Origin of the sequence: Craurococcus roseus (assembly GCF_039523795.1) — a bacterium.
GTDB lineage: Bacteria > Pseudomonadota > Alphaproteobacteria > Acetobacterales > Acetobacteraceae > Craurococcus > Craurococcus roseus.
The window spans coordinates 33,425-52,606 of record NZ_BAAAFZ010000052.1; the positions used below are offsets into that span (position 1 = coordinate 33,425).

Sequence of the window (19,182 nt, forward strand, 5' to 3'; positions counted from 1 at the left end):
GCGTGTTCCCGCTGTTGCGCGCCGCCCTGTTCCCGCTCGCCCTGGCCTGCGCAGCGTCGGCTTGCGGCGCGGTCGTGCCGGCGTCCGGGCCGCCGACCTACGGCGACGGGCGCGGCAACAGCAGCAACTGACGCCCGCCGCGGAGCGCCGGCTCAGCCGGCCTCCGCCAAGGTGCTGGGATGGAACAGCGCCTCCGGCGGGATCGGCCCGGCGACCAAGCCGTCGGCCGCGGCGAAGCGGACCATGGCGCCTATTTCACCGCGATTGCGGGCGAAGCCGTAGGGCCAAGGGTCGCCGCCCATGATCGCGGCCTGCTCCTCGAAGGCCGCGGCGGCCCAGGGCAGCGACACGCGCAGCACGTTCACCAAGCGCAGCTCTTCCAGCGCGATGGCGCGCGCGCGGGCGAAGGCGCGGAACAGCTCCACCGGCAGCCAGGGGTGCCGCTCCGCCACGTCCCGCCGCACCGCGAGGCAGTGCATGATGGGGAAGAAGCCCGTGGCGCGGTGCCACGCGACCTCCTCGGCGCGGTGGTCGGGCCAGAGCCGTCCGACCGGCGCGCCCCGGTCCTCGAAAGCCGCAGGCGGGCGCGGCGCGATCATCGCGTCCAGTCGCCCGGCCGCCAGCGCCGCCTGCAAGTCCTCGCCGAGCGGCCGGACGTCCAGCCCGCCCGGCAAGCTGATCGGCACGCGCTCGCCGCCGGTCCGCCACGCTACGCCGCGGGTGTCCACGCCGCAGTGCTCGCGCAGGATGCCGCGCACCCACAGCGCCGCGGTCTGCTGGTACTCGGGCACGCCTACCGTCCGACCGGCGAGGTCGCCCGGCCCGGCGATGCCGCGGTCGGTGCGGATGTAGACCGCCGAGTGGCGGAAGGCGCGCGAGGGGAACGCAGGCACGCCCACATAGGCGCTGTCGCCGCGCGCCGTGGTGACGATGTGCGAGCCCATGGAAAGCTCGCAAACGTCGAAGGCCCGGTCGCGGAGCGCGCGGCGGAAGATGTCCTCCGGCTCGCCCGGCAGGGTGACGAAATCCACGCCCGGCACGGCGACCCGCCCGTCCAGGACCGGCCGCGTCCGGTCTGAGGCGGTGCAGGCGAGGGTGAGCGAGAGCTTGGTCACGGCGCGTCGTCCGCCATGGCCGCGGCGAGGTTCTCCGGCGTGAAGGGCAGCCGGCGCGGGCGCACCCCGAGCGCCTCGTGGATGGCGGCGGCGATGGCGGCGATCGTCGGTCCCATGGAGGCTTCGCCCGCCCCGAGCGGCGCCGCGTCGGGCGGTGGCGCGACCAGTTCCACCGCCACCTCCGGCACCTCGGAAAAGCGCAGGATGGAGTAGCCTTCCCAGGCGGCGCCGGTGACGGCGCGGCGGTCGAAGCGGGCCTCTTCCAACAGCGCCACGGACGCGCCGTGGACCGCGCCGCCCTCCAACTGGTTGGCCGCACCATCCGGGTTCACCGCCTCGCCGACGTCGCCCGCGACCCAGAGGCGCCGGCAGCGCACGCGCTCCGCCGTCGCGTCCACCTCGGCCACCACGGCGGCGTAGGCGCCGGTGTTCTTGTAGCGGGCGAGGCCCAGGCCGAGGCCGATCCCTTCCCGCCTTCGCCGGTCCGTCCACCCGGCCATCGCGGCGGCGTGCCTCAGCACCGCCACGGCGCGCGGGTCGTCGAGGTGCCGCAGCCTGTGCTCGAGCGGGTCGGAACCGGCGAGCGCGGCCAGCTCGTCCATCACGCTCTCGATCGACCAGACGTTCAGCGTGGCGCCTAGACCGCGCAGCGCCGAGGTGCGGATCGGCATGTCGAGGAGGCGCGTCGTCTCCACGCGGAGCGAGGGCACGCGGTAGATCGGCACGGCGTTGCGCGGCGCGCCGCCGCCCGCCGCCATCGGCGGGTTGATGGCCGGCCGCACCGCGAACGGCTCCGCCAGCATGGAGGCCGCGAGCAGGGCCGGTTCCGGCGCGCGGCCGGGGCGAGAGGAATGGCCGTTGCTCACCACGTGGCTGCGCCAGCCCAGCAGGTCGCCGCGCTCGTCCACCGACGCCTCCACGTCCACGAGCATCGCGGGCGAGAGCGGCGCCCAGCCCAACTCCTCCGCGCGGCTCCAAACGAGGCGGACCGGCCGCCCCTCCGCGGCGCGGGCGATCAGCACGGCTTCTAACGCCACATCGTCGGCGCCGTTGTGGCCGTAGCAGCCGGCGCCCTCGGCGTGCCGAACCACGACGCGTTCCGGCGCGCAGCGCAGCGCTTTGGCGATGTCGGCGCGGAGATTGTAAGGCCCTTGGCTGTGCGTCCACACCTCCACCGCGCCGCCCCGCCAGCGGGCGACGGCGCAGCAGGTGCCGATGGACGCGTGGGCCAGGAAGGGCCGCAGGAAGCGTCGCGCGACGCGCCGCGCTCCGCGGACGCCGGGCGTCTCGCCCCGCTCCTCCACCGTGCCGCGCTCGCCGCGTGATGCCGCGTCCTCGAGCCACGCTTCCAGCGCGGCCTGCTCGGGCAGGCTGTCCTCCGCCGCCCATTCGGCGCGCGGCGCCAAGCGCGCCGCGGCCGCATCCGCGTGCCATTCCGTTTCGGCGAGCACGGCGAGGAAGTCGCCGTCGCGGACGACGCGCGCTCCGCCGGGCAGCGGCGCGCCGTCGCGCAGCGCGACAAGCCGCGCTCGGCGCGCGGGCGGGCGCACCACCCGGGCGTGCAGCGTGCCCGGCAGGCGGAGATCGTGGACGTAGCGGGCGGCTCCGAACACCTTGTCCGGGAGGTCGAGGCGCGGCACCGACCGGCCCGCCACCGCGCGTTCCGCCGCGCGCTTCGGCTTCGCATCGGGCGAGGCTTCCGCTTCCAGCAGCTCCGCCCCGGCCAAAGCCCAGTATGAGCCGACCTCGCGGCCGTCCGGGGCGAGGAAACGGCCGTCCTCCACGCGGATCGCCTCCGGCGGCACCCCGCTCCGCTGCGCGCACACGCCGACGAAGATGCGGCGCGCGTCGGCGCAGGCGTGGCGCAGCGCGCCGCCCGAAACCTGGACCGAGAGGCTGCCGGAGGTCACCGCCTCGTCCGGGCTATCGGGCGTCGCGGCCGGGCGCAGCTCGATGCGACCCAGCGCCACGTCCAGCTCGTCCGCCGCGATCTGGGCGAGAGCGGTCAGTATCCCCTGCCCCAGCTCCACCTTGCCCGGCGTGACCGTCACCCGCCCTTCCGGGTGGATGGCCAGCCACTGCGACAGGCGCCGGTTGAGGTGCAGGCTGCCCGGCAGGCGCGGGCGCCCGTCGTCCGTGAGCAGCGCGGCGCCGAAACCTTGGCCGCTCATGCCGGAGCGCCTTCCCGCATCGCCCGCGCGGCGCGCTTGACGGCGCGCACGATCCGGTTGTGGCTGCCGCAGCGGCAGAGGTGCGGGTCGAGCGCGCGGCGGATGGCGTCGTCGTCCGGGTCCGGGTCGGCATCCAGCAGCGCCGCGGCCGAGACCAGGATGCCGGACAGGCACCATCCGCACTGGCCGGCTTGCTCCGCGAGGAACGCCGTTTGCAAAGGGTGGGGCGCGGCGGGCGAGCCGAGGCCCTCCGCCGTCACCACCGAGCGCCCGCCGACCGCCTGCAAGGCCATAGTGCAGGACGGCACGGGGCGGCCGTCCACCAGCACCATGCAGCACCCGCACTGCTCCGCTCCGCAGCCGAAGCGCGGGCCGGACAGCCCCAACGGGCCGCGCAGGACTTGCAGCAGCGGCGCGTCGTCCGGCGCCTCGCGCTGCACGTCCAGCGCGACGGCGGCGCCGTTCAGGGTGAACTCCAGCATCGCGCCGCGCCCTTCAGCCCGCCTCGATCCGCGCCAGCTTGATCCATTCCCGCTGCCGCTCGATGTCGCGCGCCAGGAACGCGCCGAAGGCCTCGACCGCCATCGGCGTGGGCTGCGCGCCGGCGCGGGCCTGCGCTTCCCGCGTCGAAGGGAGGCCGAGGATGCGGTTGACCTCCGCGTTGAGCCTCGACGCGATCGGCGCCGGCAGTCCCGCCGGCGCCATCAGGCCGAGCCAGATGGAAGCCTCGTAGCCGGGGATCACTTCCGCCAGACTCGGCAGGTCCGGCAACAGGGCGGAGCGCTCCGGCCCGGTGGTGGCGAGGCCGCGCACCCGCCCGCCGGCGATCTGCTCGCGCATGGTCGGGATGGCGTCGAACATCACCGGCACCTGCCCGGAAATCAGCGCCGTTCGGGCCTCGTTGCTGCCCCTGAAGGGGATGTGGTTCATGCGGATGCCGGCCAGGGCGCAGAACACCTCGCCGGCGATGTGGTAGGGCGTGCCGGGGCCGGAGGAGGCGTAGTCCACGCGGCCGGGGTTCGCCTTCACGTGGGCGACCAGTTCCGGCACCGTCGTCGCCGGGATGGAGGGATGCACCGCCAGGACGTGGTACGCCACGTTCACCGCCGCGACCGGCGCCAAGTCGCGCAACAGCACGTAAGGCCGGTTCGGGAGCAGCGTCTCGTTGGCGGTGTGGGTGTTCGACATCAGCAACAACGTGTGGCCGTCGGGCGCCGCCTTGGCCACCGTCTCCGTGCCGATCACCGCGCCGCCCCCGGGCCGGTTCTCCACGATCACCGGCACGCCGAGCGCCGCCGACAAGGGTTCCGCCAGGAAGCGCGCGGCCACGTCGGCCGAGCCGCCCAGGCCGAAGGGCACCACGATGCGGATGGCCCGCGCCGGCCAGGGTTGCGCGCGAGCCGCTCGCGGCGCCGCCCCCGCGCCCGCAACCCCGGCCAGGAAAGCTCGCCTTTGCATGTGTCCTCCGTGGCGTGGCCTTGTTCCTGCCGCTTGATATGAACCCATGGTCGCGCGCCTGGACGCGCCACGCCAGCCCCCCTGTTTCGCACCGGGAGACGCGGCGCCTATGGTGCCGCCCCCAACGGCAGCAGGACGCCCGGAATGACACCGCCAGCACGAGCGAACGCCCCGGACACGGCGATGTCCGCCGCAGACGCCGTGGTTGCGGCGCTCGCGGACGCCGGCGTCACGCGCTTGTTCGGCGTGCCTGGCGGCGGGTCGAGCCTCGACCTCGTCGCAGCCGCGCACCGGCGCGGCCTGCCCTTCGCACTGGCGCGGCACGAGACGGCCGCGGTCATCATGGCGGCGACGACCGCCGAGCTCACGGGCCGTCCGGGCGCCGCGCTGGTGACGCGCGGCCCGGGTGTTTCCAACGCCGCCAACGGCGTGGCCCACGCCTCGCTCGACCGCGCGCCGGTGCTGCTGCTCGCGGACGGCTTCACCGGAGCGGAGCGCGCCTTCGCCAACCACCAGTGGTTCGACCAAGCGGCGATGCTGGCGCCCGTCACCAAGGCCGCCGCGAAGGCCGTCGAGCCGGGAACGGAGGCCGGGCCGATGGCCGCCGCGCTGCTCGCCACCGCCATGGCCTCGCCGCGGGGGCCGGCGCTGATGGAGCTGTCGGGCGTCGCGGCGCGCGCACCGGCCTCGCCGCCGCCACGGCCAGGTGCGGCCACGCCATCCGCCATACCGGACCCCGCCGCGTTGGGAGCGGCGCGCGCCCTCATCCGCGGCGCGGACCGCCCGGTGCTGGTCGCCGGGCTGGAGGCCGCGACGCCGGGCGCTTGCGCCGCCGTCCGGCGGTTGGTCGAAGCCCTGGGCTGCCCCGGGCTCGTGACCTACAAGGCTAAGGGCGTGGTGCCAGACTCGCACCCGCTGTTCGTCGGCGTGTTCACCGGCGGCGACGCGGAAGCGCCGTTGCTCTCGGAAGCCGACCTCATCCTCCTGGCGGGCGCCGATCCGGTGGAGTTCATACCCCGGCCCTGGCGCTACGGCGCGCCCGTCGTCGAGATCGGCGCGGTGCCGCGCGCGGCGTATTACGTGACACCCGCTGCGGCGCTGCGCGGGCCGCTGGAACCGGCACTGGCCGCGCTCGCGGAGGGCGGGCGGCGCGGCGCCTGGACCGCGGCGGCGATCGAGGCGCACCGCGCGGCTTGGCTGGCGCGCCTCGCCAACGGGCCGACGACGGGAGGCAACCGCGGCCTGTCGCCGCAGGCGGTGGTGGAGGTCGCGCAAGCCGCGTGCCGCCGCGCCGGCGCGGACCCGCGCGTTTCGGTGGACGCCGGCGCGCACATGTTCCCGGCGACCACCTTCTGGCAAGCGTCGCGCCCCGGCGACCTGCTCATCTCCAACGGCCTTTCCACCATGGGCTTCGCGGTGCCGGCCGGGATCGCCGCCGCGCTGCACGATCCGGCGCGGGGCGCGCTGGCCTTCACCGGCGACGGCGGCTTGCTGATGGCGCTGGGCGAGCTGGCGACGGCGGCGGCGCTCGGGGCGAAGCTCGTGGTGGTCGTGTTCAACGACGCCGCCCTGTCGCTCATCCACATCAAGCGCGACGCGCGCGCCTTGCCCGAAGGCGCGCTCGGCTGGCCGCGGGCGGACTTCGCGGCGGCCATGCGCGCTTTCGGCGGCCTCGCGCTGCGCGCGGCGACCGAGGAGGAATACGCGGCCGCGTTGGACCGCGCGCTGGCGGCGCCCGGCCCGGCGCTGGTCGACGTCCTCGTCGATCCGGAGAGCTACCCGGCGCAGATCAAGGCGCTGCGCGGCTAGACTCGTTTCAGCCTGACTGTGGCCGGGCAGAAGCGGGTTTGATGTCTGCTGGACGGCGATTCACGCCCTAGGTTTTTCCACTCAGGGCGATCGCGGTTTAGAGCGGCGGCGCCCGCCGGTGCCAGTCGGTGTCGCGTTGGAAGGCGTCGGCGGCGCGCAGCACCCGCGCTTCGGCGAAGGGCCGCCCGGCGAGTTGCAATCCCACCGGCAAGCCGCGGTCGTCGAAGCCACAGGGCACGCTGACGGCGGGCAGGCCGAGGTAGTTGAACGGCCGCGTGTTCGCCGGCACCGCCATGAACCGCGCCCAGTTCTCCGGGTCGGCGTCCACGTCCGTTTCGGCCAGGGTGGGCACGCGGGTGCGGAGGGTGGGCGTGGCGACCAGGTCGTGGTCCGTCAGCGCCTCCGCCACGAACTGCCGCAGCAACGGCCCGCGCCGGGCCAGAGCCTCGACGTAGTAGTGGCCCGGGATGGCGTAGCCGCCGTAGAGACGGGCGCTGAGGTGCGCGGCGTAGTCGCCCGGCCGCTCGCGCATCCAGGCCGCGTGGATGGCGGCGCCCTCCACCCGGCTGAGCACCGCGCCGAAGGCGTTCACCGCCGCCAGGGCCGGCGCGGACACGCGCGAGACCTTGGCGCCGCGCGCCCGCAGCGCGTCCAAGGCGGCTTCGAAGGCCGAAACCACCGGCGCATCGGCGCCCTCCAGGAACCACGTCTCGCACACCGCGATCCGCGTGCCGCGTAGGTCGCCGTCCAGCGCCGCCTCGTAGTCCGGCACCGGCTCCCGCGCGCTGGTCGGGTCCGCCGGGTCGTGGCCCGCCGTGATTCGGAGGAAGCGCGCGGCGTCGCGCGCGGTGCGGACCAGCGGCCCGACGTTGTCGGCGGAGAAGGAGAGCGGCATCGCGCCGAAACGGGACACGCGCGTCTGCGTCGGCTTCAGGCCGGTCACGCCGCAAAGGGAGGCCGGCAGGCGGATGGAACCGCCGGTGTCGCTGCCGAGCGCCGCCGCGAAGAAGCGTGCCGCCACGCCCGCGCCGGAGCCCGAAGAGGAGCCGCCGGAGCAGTACGCGGGGTTCCACGGGTTGCGGCAATGGCCGAAATGCGCGTTGTGGCCGGTCGGGTTCTGGGCGAACTCCGCCATGTTGAGCGTGCCCATGTCGATGGCGCCGGCCGCGTCCAGCCGCCGCAGCGCCGTCGCGGTCGCCTCCGGCGTGAAGTCCCGCCGGATGCGCGAGCCGCAGGTGCTCACTCGGCCTCCGCGGTAGTACATGTCCTTGTGCATCATCGGCACGCCGGCGAGCGGTCCCGGCTCGGCCCCGCCCGCGCGGGCCTTGTCGGCCGCCGCCGCGGCTTCCAGCGCCGCATCGCGGTCGAGGCCGATCACCGCGTTCACCGCGTCGCCGTGCCGCTCGATGCGGTCGAGGCAGGCGCGGACCAGTGCCTCCGCCCGGACCTCGCCGCGGCGGAAGGCGTCGGCCATCTCGGTCATGGACAGCTCGGCGAGCGAAGCGCCGGGGCCGGGCGGCGGGGCGCCCATCAACCGGGCTCCTTCAGGTCGCGAAGCGCCACTTCGAACCCGCTCGGTTCGTCCTCGAAGGCGTAGCCGGCCCGCACCCGCTCGACCTCGGCGATGAGCTGCGCCATGTCGGCCAAGGCGTGCCGCGCGGCGGCGTTGGGCGGCTCCACGCCGCTCCAGCGGCGGATCGCTTCCACGGTGGGCGGGACGATCTCCGGTTCCATGCCTCGGCTCCTCGCGGAAAGGCCGCATCGTGCATCGTCCCGGCCGGAGCCGATAGGGGCCGGCGCTTCAGCGGCGTCCACCGCCCTCCGGCGCTTGCTGCTGCTGGCCGCGGCGGCGCCGTTCGCCCGCCGCTTGCAGCGCCTCGCACTCGCTGTTCTCGCCGACGCCGAGTTGGATGGTCGGCAGGAGCGCCAAAGGCGGGAACAGCAAGCCCAGTCCGACCGCCGCGCCGGCCCGCGCCGCCGCTTCGGCCAGCTCCGGCTGGATGGACGGGTCTTTCAACGTGCCTTCGATGCGGATCGGCGTCGGCAGCGACGCGACGGTCGGCCGCTTGGCGTCCGTGCGCAGCCGGAGGTCGAGCTGCTCGCGCCCGAGGTCGAGCCCACCGCTGCCGGTCACCACATGGGCGTCGGTGTCGAGCAACAGCGTGCGGCTGCGCAGCGCGCCGCGTTGCAAGGCGAAGTCGGCGATGAAGCACTCGATCCGCGCCCGCGCCGGGACGCCGAGCGCCGACAGGAGGGCGTTGCCGAACTGCAAGCCCGAAAGGTCCACGAGCAGCGAGCTGACGGTGCCGCCCACCGTCACGAAGGTGGCCTCGCCGTTGCCGCGCCCGAGGATCTCGGACACCGACTTGCCGCTGCCCTCCAGGCGGGCGACGCCGCCCACCGTGCCCGCGCCGCCTGCGCCGGCGGCGCCGAGCAGCCGCGACAGGTCGGCCCGGCGCATCTCGACGTCGATCTTCGCGCGCAACCCGCCGCCCTCCGTCGGCGCCAGCGTCCCGTTCGCCACGAGCCTCCCCTGCCCGATCCCCAAGGACACGGGGTGGATCGAGACGGCGCCGTCCACGATGTCCACTTCCGTGCTCAGGCTGTCGAAGGGCATGTTCCGGCCTTGGACGCGGTCCGCCCGGTAGCGGAGGTGGACGTCCGCGGCGGTCAGGCGCGGCATGTTGACGGGCGTGGTCGGGAGCAGCTTCCGGCCCGCCGCTTCGCGGGCCATGGCGTTGCGCTGCTGCCGCGTCTGACCCGGCGTGTCGGCCCGCCCCGGCTGGCTGCCGATCAGGCCGCCGAGATCCGCGAGGTCCACGCTGCGCGAGCGCAGGTCGGCGGTGACGTCGTGCCGGCTGCCGGTCGTGGAAACCGTGAGGGTGCCGCCGATGTCGCTGCGCCCGACCTTCCCTTCGGCGTCGAACAGCCGCACACGGCCGTCCGCGTAATCCGCCTTGCCCTCCAGGCGGAACGGCGGAGTCTTCGGGAAGGGCACGCCGCTGAGCGGCACCAGGTCCGCCATGTCCTTGCCGGCGAGTTCCACGCGCAGGTCGGCGCCACGCAGCTTCAGCGGCTCGCGCACCGTGCCCTGCAAGGCGAGCGTGGTGTCGCCGTTGCGCAGGCGCAGATCCGCCGGCCAGGGCCGGGTCTCGTCGCGCAGGCCGAGGACGGAGCCGCCGGTGAACTCGGCTTCGATCCGCTGGCCGGCGTAGGTGCCGCGCGCTTCAGCGACCAGAGCGGGCTCCTGCCCGTCCCGGTCCCGCGTGTTCAGGTCCACGTCGAAGTCGGCCCGCAGCCAGGGGATGACGACCTTCGCCTTGCCCTCGTTGATGCGCAACGCGCCGATTTTCGGGCCGGACTGGGCACCCGGCTCCGCGGCCTCGCCTTTCGGCGCCGAGAGGGTGTCGAAGGCGTAGTTGCGGCTGCCGTCCTCCCGGGCGATCACGTTGACCGCGGGGCGGTCCAGCTCGATCGCCGGAATAACAACCTCGCGCGAGCGCAGGAAGGCGCCGACGTCCACCTGCGCCGTGGCGCGCGCCACCTGCGCGAAGGGCGGGTCCTCCGGGAAATCCGGCGGATTGCCGACGCGCACGCCCTCCGCAGCCACGGTGACGGTGCGGCCCAGCTTCACGTGCAGGTGCTCGATCTTGACCGGCCGCCCGAGCGCCGCGCTCGCCCTCGACTCCGCCAGGGGTATGAACCAGTCCCACGACCAGAACGCGGCCAACAGCCCCGCCAGCAGGACCGGTATGCCGAGCAACAAGAGCCAGCGTTTCCCGCGGCGCCCTGCCATCGTTCCCTCCGAACGCGGCGGCGTCAGCCGCCCCCGCCGCATCGTTCCGAGGTAAAGCGCCGCAAGCGCCCAGGGGTTCGGCCCAGCGGGCCGCGTTACGGAAGGTTCAGGCGATCTCCCGCACCAGCTTGGCGCGGAGCGCGCGGGCGATGTCGCGCCTGTCCTCGGCGCTCACCACGAAGGCGCCGGGTCCGCCCACCACCTCCCGCCCGTAGGTCTCCGACAGGGGTTCGCCGAAGCGCGTCACCTGCCCGGCCGACGCGACGGCGAGCGCGTTGACCGTGATGCCGGCCGCCACCGCGTCGTCCCGCGCCGCGGGCGCCGGCCGGAGCGAGCGCATGTCGGGGCCGTCGCCCGAGAGGTCGATCACCCGTTCCCGGGCATGGAACGGCGCGGCGTGGATCAGCAGGGCGCAGTGGTCCAAGGCGTCGCCGATGGCGTTCCAGCTCTGGGGGCTGCGCGGCGCCGCCAGCACGGCTTCCGCCAGGGCGCGGGCCGACGCGGCTTGGGACGACAGCCGAGTCCAGTCCACCACGGTGGTGGCACCGCCGGGCGAGCCCCACTCCACCATGGCGACCGCCACAGCGCCGAGCGGCTTGCTGCCGATCGCCGCCAGGACCGACGGGTGGGACAGCGCCTCGGCGTAGCCTTCGCGCTGCAAGCGGAACTCGTCGGCGTCGATGGAGCCGGACGCGTCCACCGCCAGTGCGAGCAGCAGGTCCACATCCTCCCGCGCCGACGCGGCCCGTGCGCCGGGGAGCGTGGACGCCGCGGCCGCGAGGGCCGGCAGATCCCGGCGGCGCGGCCCTCCAGGTGTCGAAAGGCGGGGGCCGGCACGGGCCAGGGGCATCGAGGCTGTCCTTTCCGCACGCGGCGCCTGAGCGAGCGTCCCGCCCGGCCATTGCCCCTGTCAACCGGAGCCGCGCGGGGCGAGGATGCGCGGTCCCTTCCCCTCATGGAGCCGACGCATGACAGACTCGCCAGTGTTGCTCGACGTGGACGCCCGAGGCGTCGCCACGGCCACCCTCAACCGGCCGGCCCGCGGCAACGCCTACGACGAGGATCTGCTGCACGCCTTGATCGAAGGGCTGCGGCGGCTGCGGGACGACCCTTCGGCGCGCGCGCTGGTGGTCCGCGGGGCCGGCAAGCACTTCCAAGCCGGGGCCGACCTGGATTGGCTTGCGCGGGCGGCGGAGTACCCACCGGACCGCGCCTTCCGGGCCTCGCTCGCCACCACCACCGCGATGCAGGAGCTGAACGAGTTCCCGCGCCCGACCTTCGCCGTGGTGCACGGCGCCTGCTTCGGCGGCGGCTGCGGCTTGGTCTGCTGCGTGGACGTGGCGCTGGCGACGCCTCGGGCGTTGTTCGGGCTAACGGAGGTGCGCGTCGGCGTCGCGCCCACGCCGATCTCCACCCACATGGTCCACGCCATGGGGCTGCGACACACCCGGCGCTACGCCCTCACCGGCGAGCGGTTCGGCGCCGAGGAGGCGCTGCGCATCGGGCTGGTCCATGAGGTCGTGCCGGAGGACCGGGTCGAAGCGCGGCTGGCCGGCATCCTGGACGAGACGCTCCTGTCCGCGCCCGGCGCCGTGGCCGTGACCAAGGACAGCTTCCTCGGCGCGACCGGCCTGAAGCTGGACGCGCGGCAAATGGCGCTGCTGGCGCACGAGAGTTGGATGCAGCGCGCGTCGGACGAGGGGCGGGAAGGTTTGGAAGCGTTCCGCCAGAAGCGTCGGCCGGCTTGGGCATCCTGAGCGACTTCGCAACGCATCTCTAATAGAATTCCCGACTGGATTTTCGATCCTTACAAGAAAAGTTCTGGCAATGTGGACATGGTGGACCTGGACGGCGCGAACGTTTGGCCGGTCCTCGGGCCTGCCTACACCGTGCCGGGCGTCAGTCCGCGTGCGGAGAAGGTCGAGAACATCCGCAACACCGTGAAGTTCTTCGACTGGACCTTCAACCATGGCGACAACATCGTGCGGCGCATAGTCAACGCCTCGCTCCCAGAAGCGCTCAACAAGGCCGTGCACGACTCGTGGGCGGCCATCAAGGGCCCTGGCCGCCGCCCGATCTGGGACGTCGACGCGGGCTGACCGGCGCCACCCGGCCTCCGCCGCCGTTCGGCGCGGCGGGGGTGTGGGCCGGGTCGCGCGGCTGGCACGGCCAAGCATGCGGGCGCTCCGGACGAGCCCATGGAAGCTCGGCACCAACCGCGTCGGTCGCATGGTCACCATAAGCCCGACACGGCCTCGGGATAATACGTAGAAGTTGACGAAGGCTGGACTTCTTCTCGCAATTTTAGGCACGCTCATTCTTGCGTAAGCGATACGGCTCGGGCAAGCCTCGGCCCAGCCTCGCTCCTAATAAGGAGAGAAACGCGTGCAAAGACGTGCCCTATTGGCTGCCGTAGGCGCGGCCGCGACCATCCCGTTCATCGCCAGCGGCGCGAGGGCGCAGGCGCGCAACGTCGTTGGCGCGGGCTCCGCTCTGCCGCGCACCGTCTATGCTAAGTGGATCGAGATGGCCGGGGCCGATGCCGGCCTGAAGGTCGCCTACGAGCGGATCGGGGGTGGCCCCGCGCTCGAACAGCTCAAGAGCCGGACCATCGACTTCGCCAGCGTGGACTACGCACGGCGCTCGGCCTTCCTGCGCGAGAACCAGCTTATCCAATTCCCGACGGTGCTCACCCCGGTGGTGCCCTTTGTGAACCTGCCAGGGGTGGCCGATGCCCAGCTCCGCCTCACGGGCGAAGTGCTGGCCGACATCTTCCTCGGCAAGATCACGAAATGGAACGACGCCAAGATCAAGGCGCACAACAGCGGCGTGAACCTGCCGGCCACCAACATCGTGCCGGTGCATCGCCTAGAGCCTTCGGGAGCCAACCTGCTGTTCACCACCTTCCTCAGCCGCGAAGCCGAGGCATGGGCCGCGGGCCCCGGCGCGGGGACGACGGTGAAGTGGCCGCAGGGCAAAGGCGTCGAGGTCGAAGGCCTGGAGGCGCTGGCTGCCAAGGTGAAGGCAACGCCGGGTGCCATCGGGTACGGAGGCGTCACCACGGTCAAGGAGGTCGGCTTGGCGTCCGTGCTCCTACAGAACCAAGCCGGCGAGTTCGTGAAAGCCGAGGCCGCCGCATTCGCCAAGGCCGCGGAAGCCGAGGACTGGAGCCAGCCCGGCTTCAACGTGGATCTGGTGGACGAACACGCGCCGGGCGCCTGGCCAATCCTGGGCGCCAACTTCGCGCTGGTGCCGGAGAACCCGACGGCCGAGAAGGTCGAGTCCGCCCGAAACGCCTTCAAGTTCTTCGATTGGGCGTTCAAGAAGGGCGACGCCGCAGTGGTTGCGCTCGGCTATTCTCCCATCCCGGAAAGCGCGGTCGAGCACGTCGAGAAGGTTTGGCGCCGCGCCAAGGACCCGAGCGGCCGCCCGATCTGGGAGGCCTGAGGAGACGCGACACCGCCGCTCCCGCACCTGGGCACCCGCCCCGGTGCGGGAGCAATGGCTGAACGGCGACCGATGCGCGATGGCTGAACCGCAGGAGTTAGCACGGGCCGAGGCTTAAAGTGCCTAACAAAACCGTCGGGCTTGGTTGAGGCAGACGAGGGCGCAGCCGAGGGTGGTGAAGGCGAGGTGGATGTCGGCGCGGCGCTCGTAGCGCACGGTCAAGCGGCGGGACCGGGCCAGCCGCGCCAGCGTGCGTTCCACCACCCACCTGTGCCGCCCGGGGCGCTGGCTGTTCTCGACCCCGCGCCGGGCGATGCGGGGGCGGACGCCACGCTCGCGGCATTCGCGGCGGCAACGCGCGTGGTCGTACCCCTTGTCGGCGTGCAACTTGGCCGGGCGGCACCGCGGCCCCCCGCGGCGGCCACTCCGCACGCCGGGCACGGCGTCCAGCGTGGCCGCGAGCATGCGGCTGTCGTGCGTGTTGGCCGGGCTGAGCGTCAGGCCGAGCGGCGTGCCGCGGGCGTCCGTGACGATGCGCCGCTTCGTGCCCGGCCTGCCCCGGTCGGTCGGGTTCGGGCCGGTCGCCTCGCCCCCCTTTTGGCCGGGACGGACGCGCTGTCCAGCGCGGCGCGGGACCAGTCGATCTGCCCCGCCGCGCGCAGCCGCTCCAGCAGCGCCCGGTGCAGGGCAGCCCACACGCCCGCTTCTTGCCAGTCGCGCAGCCGCCGCCAGCAGGACATGCCGGACCCGCAGCCCACCTCGGCGGGCAGCATCTCCCACGGCAGGCCGGACTTGAGCACGAACAGGATGCCGGTGAGCGCCGCCCGGTCCGGGACCGGCGGCCTGCCGCCCTTGGGCCTCGGCCGCGCGGGCGGCAGCAACGGCTCCACCGTCGCCCAGGGATCGTCGGGAACGAGAACGCGCGCCATGCCGCCCGCACCGCGCCGAAATGGGTTTCGTTAGGCGCATTTAGTCCTTTAAACCCGTATGTTACTTTTTAGGTAGAATTACGGAGTCGTGATAAGTATTCTGTCCTTGCTCCGGATCGTGAAGCGCCGGATTGAGCGAGGGAGTCACGCGTGCAACGTCGGTCCTTTCTGGTCGCCTCAGCCCTGGCGCCCGCCCTTTCTAGTGCCTTCCGTCCGGCCCTGGCCCAGAAGCCCATCGTCCAAGGCGCTGGCACCTCCTTCCTCCGCACCTTCTACACGCGGTGGGGGCAGGAAGCGGCCAAGGAGACCGGTTTCGAAACCAACTTCGAGGCGGCCAGCTCCGACCTCGGCATCGCCAAGGCGACGCAGCGCGTCGTGGACTTCGGCGCTTGCGAAAGCCCGCTCTCCCCGGGTCGCCTGCGGGAACGGGCCTTGGTCCAGTTCCCCTCCTGCTTCGGCGCTATGGTGGTCGCGGCCACCGTTCCTGGGGTGGAGCGCGACCGGCTCCGCCTGACGCCGGACGTCCTCGCCGACATCTTCCTCGGCAAGATCAGCAAATGGAACGATCCCCGAATCGTCGAGCACAACCGCGACCTGCGCCTGCCCGACCTGGCGATCGTGCCGATCTACCGCACGGACCCGGCCGGCACTAACTACGTGTTCACGGTGTACCTGTCCCGCGTGTCCGAAGCTTGGGCCGCCGGCCCGCGCGCAGGTACGGTGGTCCGCTGGCCGGAAGGCGGCAAGGAGGCCAAGGGCATCGCCGGCGTGGCGAAGGCGATCAAGGAGACGCCGGGTGCCATCGGCGTTTCCAACGTCTTCACCGCCAGGGCGTCGGAACTGGCCACGGTGCAGCTCCGCAATCGCTCGGGCGCCTTCGTGAAGGCCGGGACGGACAGCTTCGCCGCCGCCGCAGCAGCGGCCGAGTGGACGCCGCAAAACACGGCCGACGCGATCGACACGAACGCCGCGGCCGCTTGGCCCATCGTCTCGCCGACCTTTATCCTGTTGCCGTCCAACCCTGCGGCGGAGCGGGTGCAGGCGACGCTGGGCGCGATGAAGCTCTTCGATTGGGCGTACCGCAACGGCGCCGACATCGCCCGCGAGTTGGGGTACACCCCCCTTCCCGAGGCGGCCCAGGCGAGCATCCGCGCATCTTGGGACGCGGTGCGTGGGCCCGACGGCAAGCCGATCTGGGGGGCCTGACGTCCCACCGGGGCCAAGCGGGTACGGCTCCGGCCCCCGTCGATTGCCATTTGGCAGGTGACAACCGCGTGGATGACCCTTTGGGGTCATCCGCCTCTACTGTCATTCAAGCTTCATCGAACTGCAAAGAATCCGTCTCTCCGCGCGTCTAGACAGTGCGCCAACCGCACCCGGCCCACGAAGCAGGGCCAGCGAACAACGGAGAGAGACCTTGCAGAGACGCGCTTTCCTGCTGGCCGCCACGGCGGCCACCGCGGGTCCCTTGCTGGCATCCCGCACCGCTTCCGCCCAGGCGGCGCAGATCACCGGCGCCGGCGCGACCTTCCCCCGTCCGGTCTACGAGCGCTGGGGCCAAGCGGCGCGCGAGCCGCTCGGCATCCAATTGAACTACCAGTCCATCGGCTCCGGCGGCGGCATTAACCAGATCACCAACCGCACGGTGGATTTCGGCGCCTCCGACGCGCCGCTTTCGACGGACCAGCTCCGGCAGGCGAACCTGCTCCAGTTCCCCACCGTCATGGGCTCCGTGGTGCCGATCGTGAACCTGCCCGGCGTGCAGGACAACCAGCTCCGCCTCACGCCCGAGGTGCTGGTGGACCTCTACCTCGGCCGCATCACCCGCTGGAACGACCCCAAGCTGGCTGAGCTGAACCGCGACGTCCGGTTGCCGAACCTGCCCGTGGCGCCGGTGTACCGCGCCGACGCGTCCGGCACGACCTTCGTGTTCACCACCTACCTGTCCCGCGTGTCGGATGCCTGGAAGAGCGGCCCCGGCGCCGCGACCTCGGTGCAGTGGCCGAGCGGCCAGGGCGCCCGGGGCAACGAGGGCGTGTCGAACACCGTGCGGAACACGCCGGGCACCATCGGCTACACCGAGAACGCCTACGCCACCGTGAACCGGCTGGTGACGACGCAGCTCCGCAACAAGTCGGGCAACTTCATCAAGCCCGAGATGCCGGCCTTCTTGGCCGCGGCGAACACCGCCGATTGGAACACGCCCAACTTCGCGGCCGACCTCGTGGACCTGAACGGTGCGGACGTGTGGCCCATCGTCTCGCCCACCTTCATCCTGCTGCCGACCAACCCGGCCGCGGACAAGGTCGACGCCAGCCGGAACACCATGCGGTTCTTCGACTGGGCCTTCAAGAACGGCGACGACGCCGCCCGGCGCCTGGAATACATCCCCTTGCCGGACCAGGTTGCGGACGCCGTGCGGACCACTTGGCGCGACGTGAAGGCGCCCGGCGGCCAGCAGATCTGGAGCGCTTGAGGTTTCCCGGGCGATCCGGGCCGGGGTTCGGCGCCGCGCCCGTTTGACTCCGGCCAGGACGAGACGCTTTGCAGCAGGCCATAAGCTCCCCCCTCCCCGTGACCGGCAGCCCCGGGCGACGCAGCGGCGGCGCCTTGGCGGACCGCGTCTTCGAATCCCTGTGCCGCGGCGCGGGGCTGTTCGTGCTGCTGCTGCTCGGCGCCATCATCGTCACCCTGTTCGTCGGCGGGCTGCCCGCCTTCCGGGAGTTCGGCGCCGGCTTCCTGTGGAGCACGGCCTGGAACCCCGTGGAGGGCCGCGAAGACTACGGCGCCTTGGTGCCCGTGCTGGGCACCGTGGTCAGCTCCGTCCTGGCCATCCTGTTCGCCGTGCCTGTGGCCTTCGGCATCGCCTTCTTCCTGACGGAGCTGGCGCCGGAGTGGCTGCGCCAGCCCATCGCCACCGCGATCGAGCTGCTGGCCGCGATCCCCTCCATCATCTACGGCATGTGGGGCCTGTTCGTGCTGGTGCCGTTCGTGCAGCAATACATCCAGCTCACGATCGGCGACGCGCTCGGCGCCATCCCGCTGGTGGGCTTCCTGTTCGAGAGCCGCTCCTTCGCCGGCACCAGCCTGTTCACCGCCGGCCTCGTGCTGGCGATCATGATCCTGCCCTTCATCGCCGCCACCATGCGCGACGTGTTCATGCAGGTGCCGCCCGTCTACAAGGAGAGCGCCTACGCCCTCGGCGCCACGCGCTGGGAGGTGGTGCGCGGCGTGGTGATCCCTTACACGCGAATCTCGGTGGTGGGCGGCGTCATGCTCGGCCTCGGCCGGGCGCTGGGCGAGACCATGGCCGTCACCTTCGTCATCGGCAACGCCAACCGGCTGCCGCAATCGCTCTTCGACCCCTCGACGACGATCGCCTCCATCGTGGCGATGGAGTTCCCGGAAAGCCTGATGGGCAGCCTGAAGCAGTCTTCCCTGCTGGCCCTCGGCTTCCTGCTCTTCGTCATATCCTTCATCGTGCTCGCGGCGTCGCGCTACCTGCTGCGCCCGCGGCTGAAGACCTGAACCGATGAGCGCCGCAACGACCGCCGCCGCCTCGGCCCTCGACCGCACGCCCACCCGCGACCAAGCGGTCGCGCGCGCCCTCGGCCGCCGCCGCCGCACGGTGGACGCGGTCGTGCGGTGGCTGTGCGTCGCCGCCACCCTGGTGGGGCTGTTCTTCCTGTTCTCGCTGCTGCTGACCCTGCTCTGGCGCGGCCTTTCCGCCCTGGACTGGACGGTGCTGACGCGCGAGTTCCAGCCCACCACCTACGGCGACGACACCGCGCCCAAGGGCGGCCTCAGCCACGCCATCGTCGGCACGTTGATCCACACCTCGCTCGCCACCCTCCTCGGCACGCCCATCGGCCTCCTGGTCGGCACCTACCTCGCGGAGTACGCCCGCGGCTCGGCGTTCGGCAACGCGGTGCGCTTCGTGTCCGACGTGTTGCTGTCGGCCCCATCCATTCTGATCGGCCTCTTCATCTACCAGCTCGTGGTACTGCCAATGGGCGGCTTCTCGGGCTGGGCCGGCGTGTTCGCGCTCGCCATCATCGTCATCCCCGTGGTGGTCCGCACCACGGAGGACATGCTCCAGCTCATCCCCAACACCTTGCGGGAAGCGGTCATCGCCCTCGGCGCGCCGAAGTGGAAGATGATCGTCCTGGTCTGCTACAGGGCGGCCCTGTCCGGCATCGCCACCGGCGTGCTGCTGGCCGTGGCGCGCATCGCCGGCGAGACGGCGCCGCTGCTGCTGACGAGCTTCGGCAACTCCGTGATGTCGCTCGACCTCGGCAGCGCCATGGCGAGCCTGCCCATCGCCATCTACCAGCAGGCCAACTCCGGCTTCCCGGACCTGATCGCCATCGCCTGGTCGGGCGCCCTGCTCGTGACGCTCGGCGTGCTGGCCATCAACATCGCCGCGCGGGTCCTGCTCCGGAAGCGCCGCTGACACC

18 protein-coding genes are annotated in these 19,182 nt (G+C 72.6%); 9 read left to right on the top strand and 9 right to left on the bottom strand.

Annotation, left to right across the window (positions count from 1 at the left end):
* Positions 1-2: 2 nt before the first annotated feature.
* A complete protein-coding gene (locus ABD067_RS16555) occupies positions 3-131 on the top strand; it encodes a hypothetical protein (RefSeq protein ID WP_343896456.1) in 129 nt (42 codons plus the stop codon).
* A gap of 21 nt (positions 132-152) precedes the next feature.
* On the opposite strand, the gene ABD067_RS16560 is transcribed toward ABD067_RS16555, so the two are convergent.
* The 4 genes from ABD067_RS16560 to ABD067_RS16575 are packed head-to-tail and all read right to left on the bottom strand — an operon-like array spanning position 153 to position 4,744.
* Complete coding sequence (locus ABD067_RS16560) at positions 153-1,115, bottom strand: substrate-binding domain-containing protein (RefSeq protein WP_343896457.1); 963 nt, start codon at positions 1,113-1,115, stop codon at positions 153-155.
* A complete protein-coding gene (locus tag ABD067_RS16565; RefSeq protein WP_343896458.1) occupies positions 1,112-3,286 on the bottom strand; it encodes a xanthine dehydrogenase family protein molybdopterin-binding subunit in 2,175 nt (724 codons plus the stop codon). The genes ABD067_RS16560 and ABD067_RS16565 overlap by 4 nt, the downstream gene beginning before the upstream one ends.
* The gene (locus ABD067_RS16570; RefSeq protein WP_343896459.1) at positions 3,283-3,768 is read right to left on the bottom strand and encodes a (2Fe-2S)-binding protein; all 486 of its coding nucleotides are present in this window, start codon (positions 3,766-3,768) and stop codon (positions 3,283-3,285) included. Before ABD067_RS16570 ends, ABD067_RS16565 begins: the two co-directional genes overlap by 4 nt.
* A gap of 13 nt (positions 3,769-3,781) precedes the next feature.
* Entirely contained in the window at positions 3,782-4,744 is a 963-nt protein-coding gene (locus ABD067_RS16575; protein ID WP_343896460.1) for a tripartite tricarboxylate transporter substrate binding protein, read from the bottom strand.
* A 183-nt stretch (positions 4,745-4,927) separates the two neighbouring features.
* Here ABD067_RS16575 and ABD067_RS16580 point away from each other — a divergent pair, with 183 nt between their 5' ends.
* A complete protein-coding gene (locus ABD067_RS16580) occupies positions 4,928-6,553 on the top strand; it encodes a thiamine pyrophosphate-binding protein (protein ID WP_343896461.1) in 1,626 nt (541 codons plus the stop codon).
* A 97-nt stretch (positions 6,554-6,650) separates the two neighbouring features.
* Here the strand turns inward: ABD067_RS16580 and ABD067_RS16585 are convergent, their stop codons facing one another.
* From ABD067_RS16585 to ABD067_RS16600, 4 genes are all read right to left on the bottom strand, one after another.
* Positions 6,651-8,084: an amidase gene (locus ABD067_RS16585; protein ID WP_343896462.1), complete on the bottom strand. Its 1,434-nt coding sequence runs from the start codon at positions 8,082-8,084 to the stop codon at positions 6,651-6,653.
* Positions 8,084-8,287 carry a hypothetical protein gene (locus tag ABD067_RS16590; RefSeq protein ID WP_343896463.1) on the bottom strand — a complete coding sequence of 68 codons (204 nt, stop codon included), beginning with the start codon at positions 8,285-8,287 and terminating at the stop codon, positions 8,084-8,086. Before ABD067_RS16590 ends, ABD067_RS16585 begins: the two co-directional genes overlap by 1 nt.
* 67 nt (positions 8,288-8,354) lie before the next feature.
* Positions 8,355-10,349, bottom strand: coding sequence for an AsmA family protein (locus ABD067_RS16595; protein WP_343896464.1), 1,995 nt, complete (start codon positions 10,347-10,349; stop codon positions 8,355-8,357).
* A gap of 106 nt (positions 10,350-10,455) precedes the next feature.
* Positions 10,456-11,199: a DUF1194 domain-containing protein gene (locus ABD067_RS16600; RefSeq protein WP_343896466.1), complete on the bottom strand. Its 744-nt coding sequence runs from the start codon at positions 11,197-11,199 to the stop codon at positions 10,456-10,458.
* Between the two features lie 118 nt (positions 11,200-11,317).
* On the opposite strand from ABD067_RS16600, the gene ABD067_RS16605 reads away from it, so the two are divergent.
* The 3 genes from ABD067_RS16605 to pstS (ABD067_RS16615) all read left to right on the top strand — a co-directional run bounded on the left by ABD067_RS16605 (position 11,318) and on the right by pstS (ABD067_RS16615) (position 13,796).
* Complete coding sequence (locus ABD067_RS16605) at positions 11,318-12,106, top strand: enoyl-CoA hydratase-related protein (RefSeq protein WP_343896468.1); 789 nt, start codon at positions 11,318-11,320, stop codon at positions 12,104-12,106.
* A 78-nt stretch (positions 12,107-12,184) separates the two neighbouring features.
* Entirely contained in the window at positions 12,185-12,448 is a 264-nt protein-coding gene (locus tag ABD067_RS16610; protein WP_343896469.1) for a type 2 periplasmic-binding domain-containing protein, read from the top strand.
* Between the two features lie 286 nt (positions 12,449-12,734).
* Entirely contained in the window at positions 12,735-13,796 is a 1,062-nt protein-coding gene (gene pstS / locus ABD067_RS16615) for a phosphate ABC transporter substrate-binding protein PstS (RefSeq protein ID WP_343896470.1), read from the top strand.
* Positions 13,797-13,919: 123 nt separating this feature from the next.
* Here the strand turns inward: pstS (ABD067_RS16615) and ABD067_RS16620 are convergent.
* Positions 13,920-14,725, bottom strand: a protein-coding gene (locus tag ABD067_RS16620; protein ID WP_408871568.1) for an IS5 family transposase whose coding sequence is annotated in 2 segments (ribosomal slippage) — positions 13,920-14,389 and positions 14,389-14,725 — 807 coding nt in all. Because the reading frame shifts where the segments join, the coding sequence is not laid out codon by codon here.
* Positions 14,726-14,875: 150 nt separating this feature from the next.
* Here ABD067_RS16620 and pstS (ABD067_RS16630) point away from each other — a divergent pair.
* From pstS (ABD067_RS16630) to pstA, 4 genes are all read left to right on the top strand, one after another.
* On the top strand, positions 14,876-15,931 hold the full coding sequence (gene pstS / locus ABD067_RS16630) for a phosphate ABC transporter substrate-binding protein PstS (protein ID WP_343896472.1): 1,056 nt from the start codon (positions 14,876-14,878) through the stop codon (positions 15,929-15,931).
* Between the two features lie 211 nt (positions 15,932-16,142).
* Positions 16,143-17,201 (top strand): phosphate ABC transporter substrate-binding protein PstS, encoded by a 1,059-nt coding sequence (gene pstS, locus ABD067_RS16635; protein WP_343896473.1) that lies wholly within the window; start codon positions 16,143-16,145, stop codon positions 17,199-17,201.
* Between the two features lie 68 nt (positions 17,202-17,269).
* Positions 17,270-18,253 carry a phosphate ABC transporter permease subunit PstC gene (gene pstC, locus ABD067_RS16640; protein ID WP_343896474.1) on the top strand — a complete coding sequence of 328 codons (984 nt, stop codon included), beginning with the start codon at positions 17,270-17,272 and terminating at the stop codon, positions 18,251-18,253.
* A 4-nt stretch (positions 18,254-18,257) separates the two neighbouring features.
* Entirely contained in the window at positions 18,258-19,178 is a 921-nt protein-coding gene (gene pstA / locus ABD067_RS16645; RefSeq protein WP_343896475.1) for a phosphate ABC transporter permease PstA, read from the top strand.
* Positions 19,179-19,182 lie beyond the last annotated feature (4 nt).

What these genes read in the sequence shown, in the direction of transcription:
- ABD067_RS16565 (WP_343896458.1), bottom strand. Translation starts at nt 3,286, where the DNA reads ATGAGCGGCCAAGGTTTCGGCGCCGCGCTGCTCACGGACGACGGGCGC.
- ABD067_RS16570 (WP_343896459.1), bottom strand. Translation starts at nt 3,768, where the DNA reads ATGCTGGAGTTCACCCTGAACGGCGCCGCCGTCGCGCTGGACGTGCAG.
- ABD067_RS16575 (WP_343896460.1), bottom strand. Translation starts at nt 4,744, where the DNA reads ATGCAAAGGCGAGCTTTCCTGGCCGGGGTTGCGGGCGCGGGGGCGGCG.
- ABD067_RS16580 (WP_343896461.1), top strand. Translation starts at nt 4,928, where the DNA reads ATGTCCGCCGCAGACGCCGTGGTTGCGGCGCTCGCGGACGCCGGCGTC.
- ABD067_RS16585 (WP_343896462.1), bottom strand. Translation starts at nt 8,084, where the DNA reads ATGGGCGCCCCGCCGCCCGGCCCCGGCGCTTCGCTCGCCGAGCTGTCC.
- ABD067_RS16590 (WP_343896463.1), bottom strand. Translation starts at nt 8,287, where the DNA reads ATGGAACCGGAGATCGTCCCGCCCACCGTGGAAGCGATCCGCCGCTGG.
- ABD067_RS16595 (WP_343896464.1), bottom strand. Translation starts at nt 10,349, where the DNA reads ATGGCAGGGCGCCGCGGGAAACGCTGGCTCTTGTTGCTCGGCATACCG.
- ABD067_RS16600 (WP_343896466.1), bottom strand. Translation starts at nt 11,199, where the DNA reads ATGCCCCTGGCCCGTGCCGGCCCCCGCCTTTCGACACCTGGAGGGCCG.
- ABD067_RS16605 (WP_343896468.1), top strand. Translation starts at nt 11,318, where the DNA reads ATGACAGACTCGCCAGTGTTGCTCGACGTGGACGCCCGAGGCGTCGCC.
- ABD067_RS16610 (WP_343896469.1), top strand. Translation starts at nt 12,185, where the DNA reads ATGGTGGACCTGGACGGCGCGAACGTTTGGCCGGTCCTCGGGCCTGCC.
- pstA (WP_343896475.1), top strand. Translation starts at nt 18,258, where the DNA reads ATGAGCGCCGCAACGACCGCCGCCGCCTCGGCCCTCGACCGCACGCCC.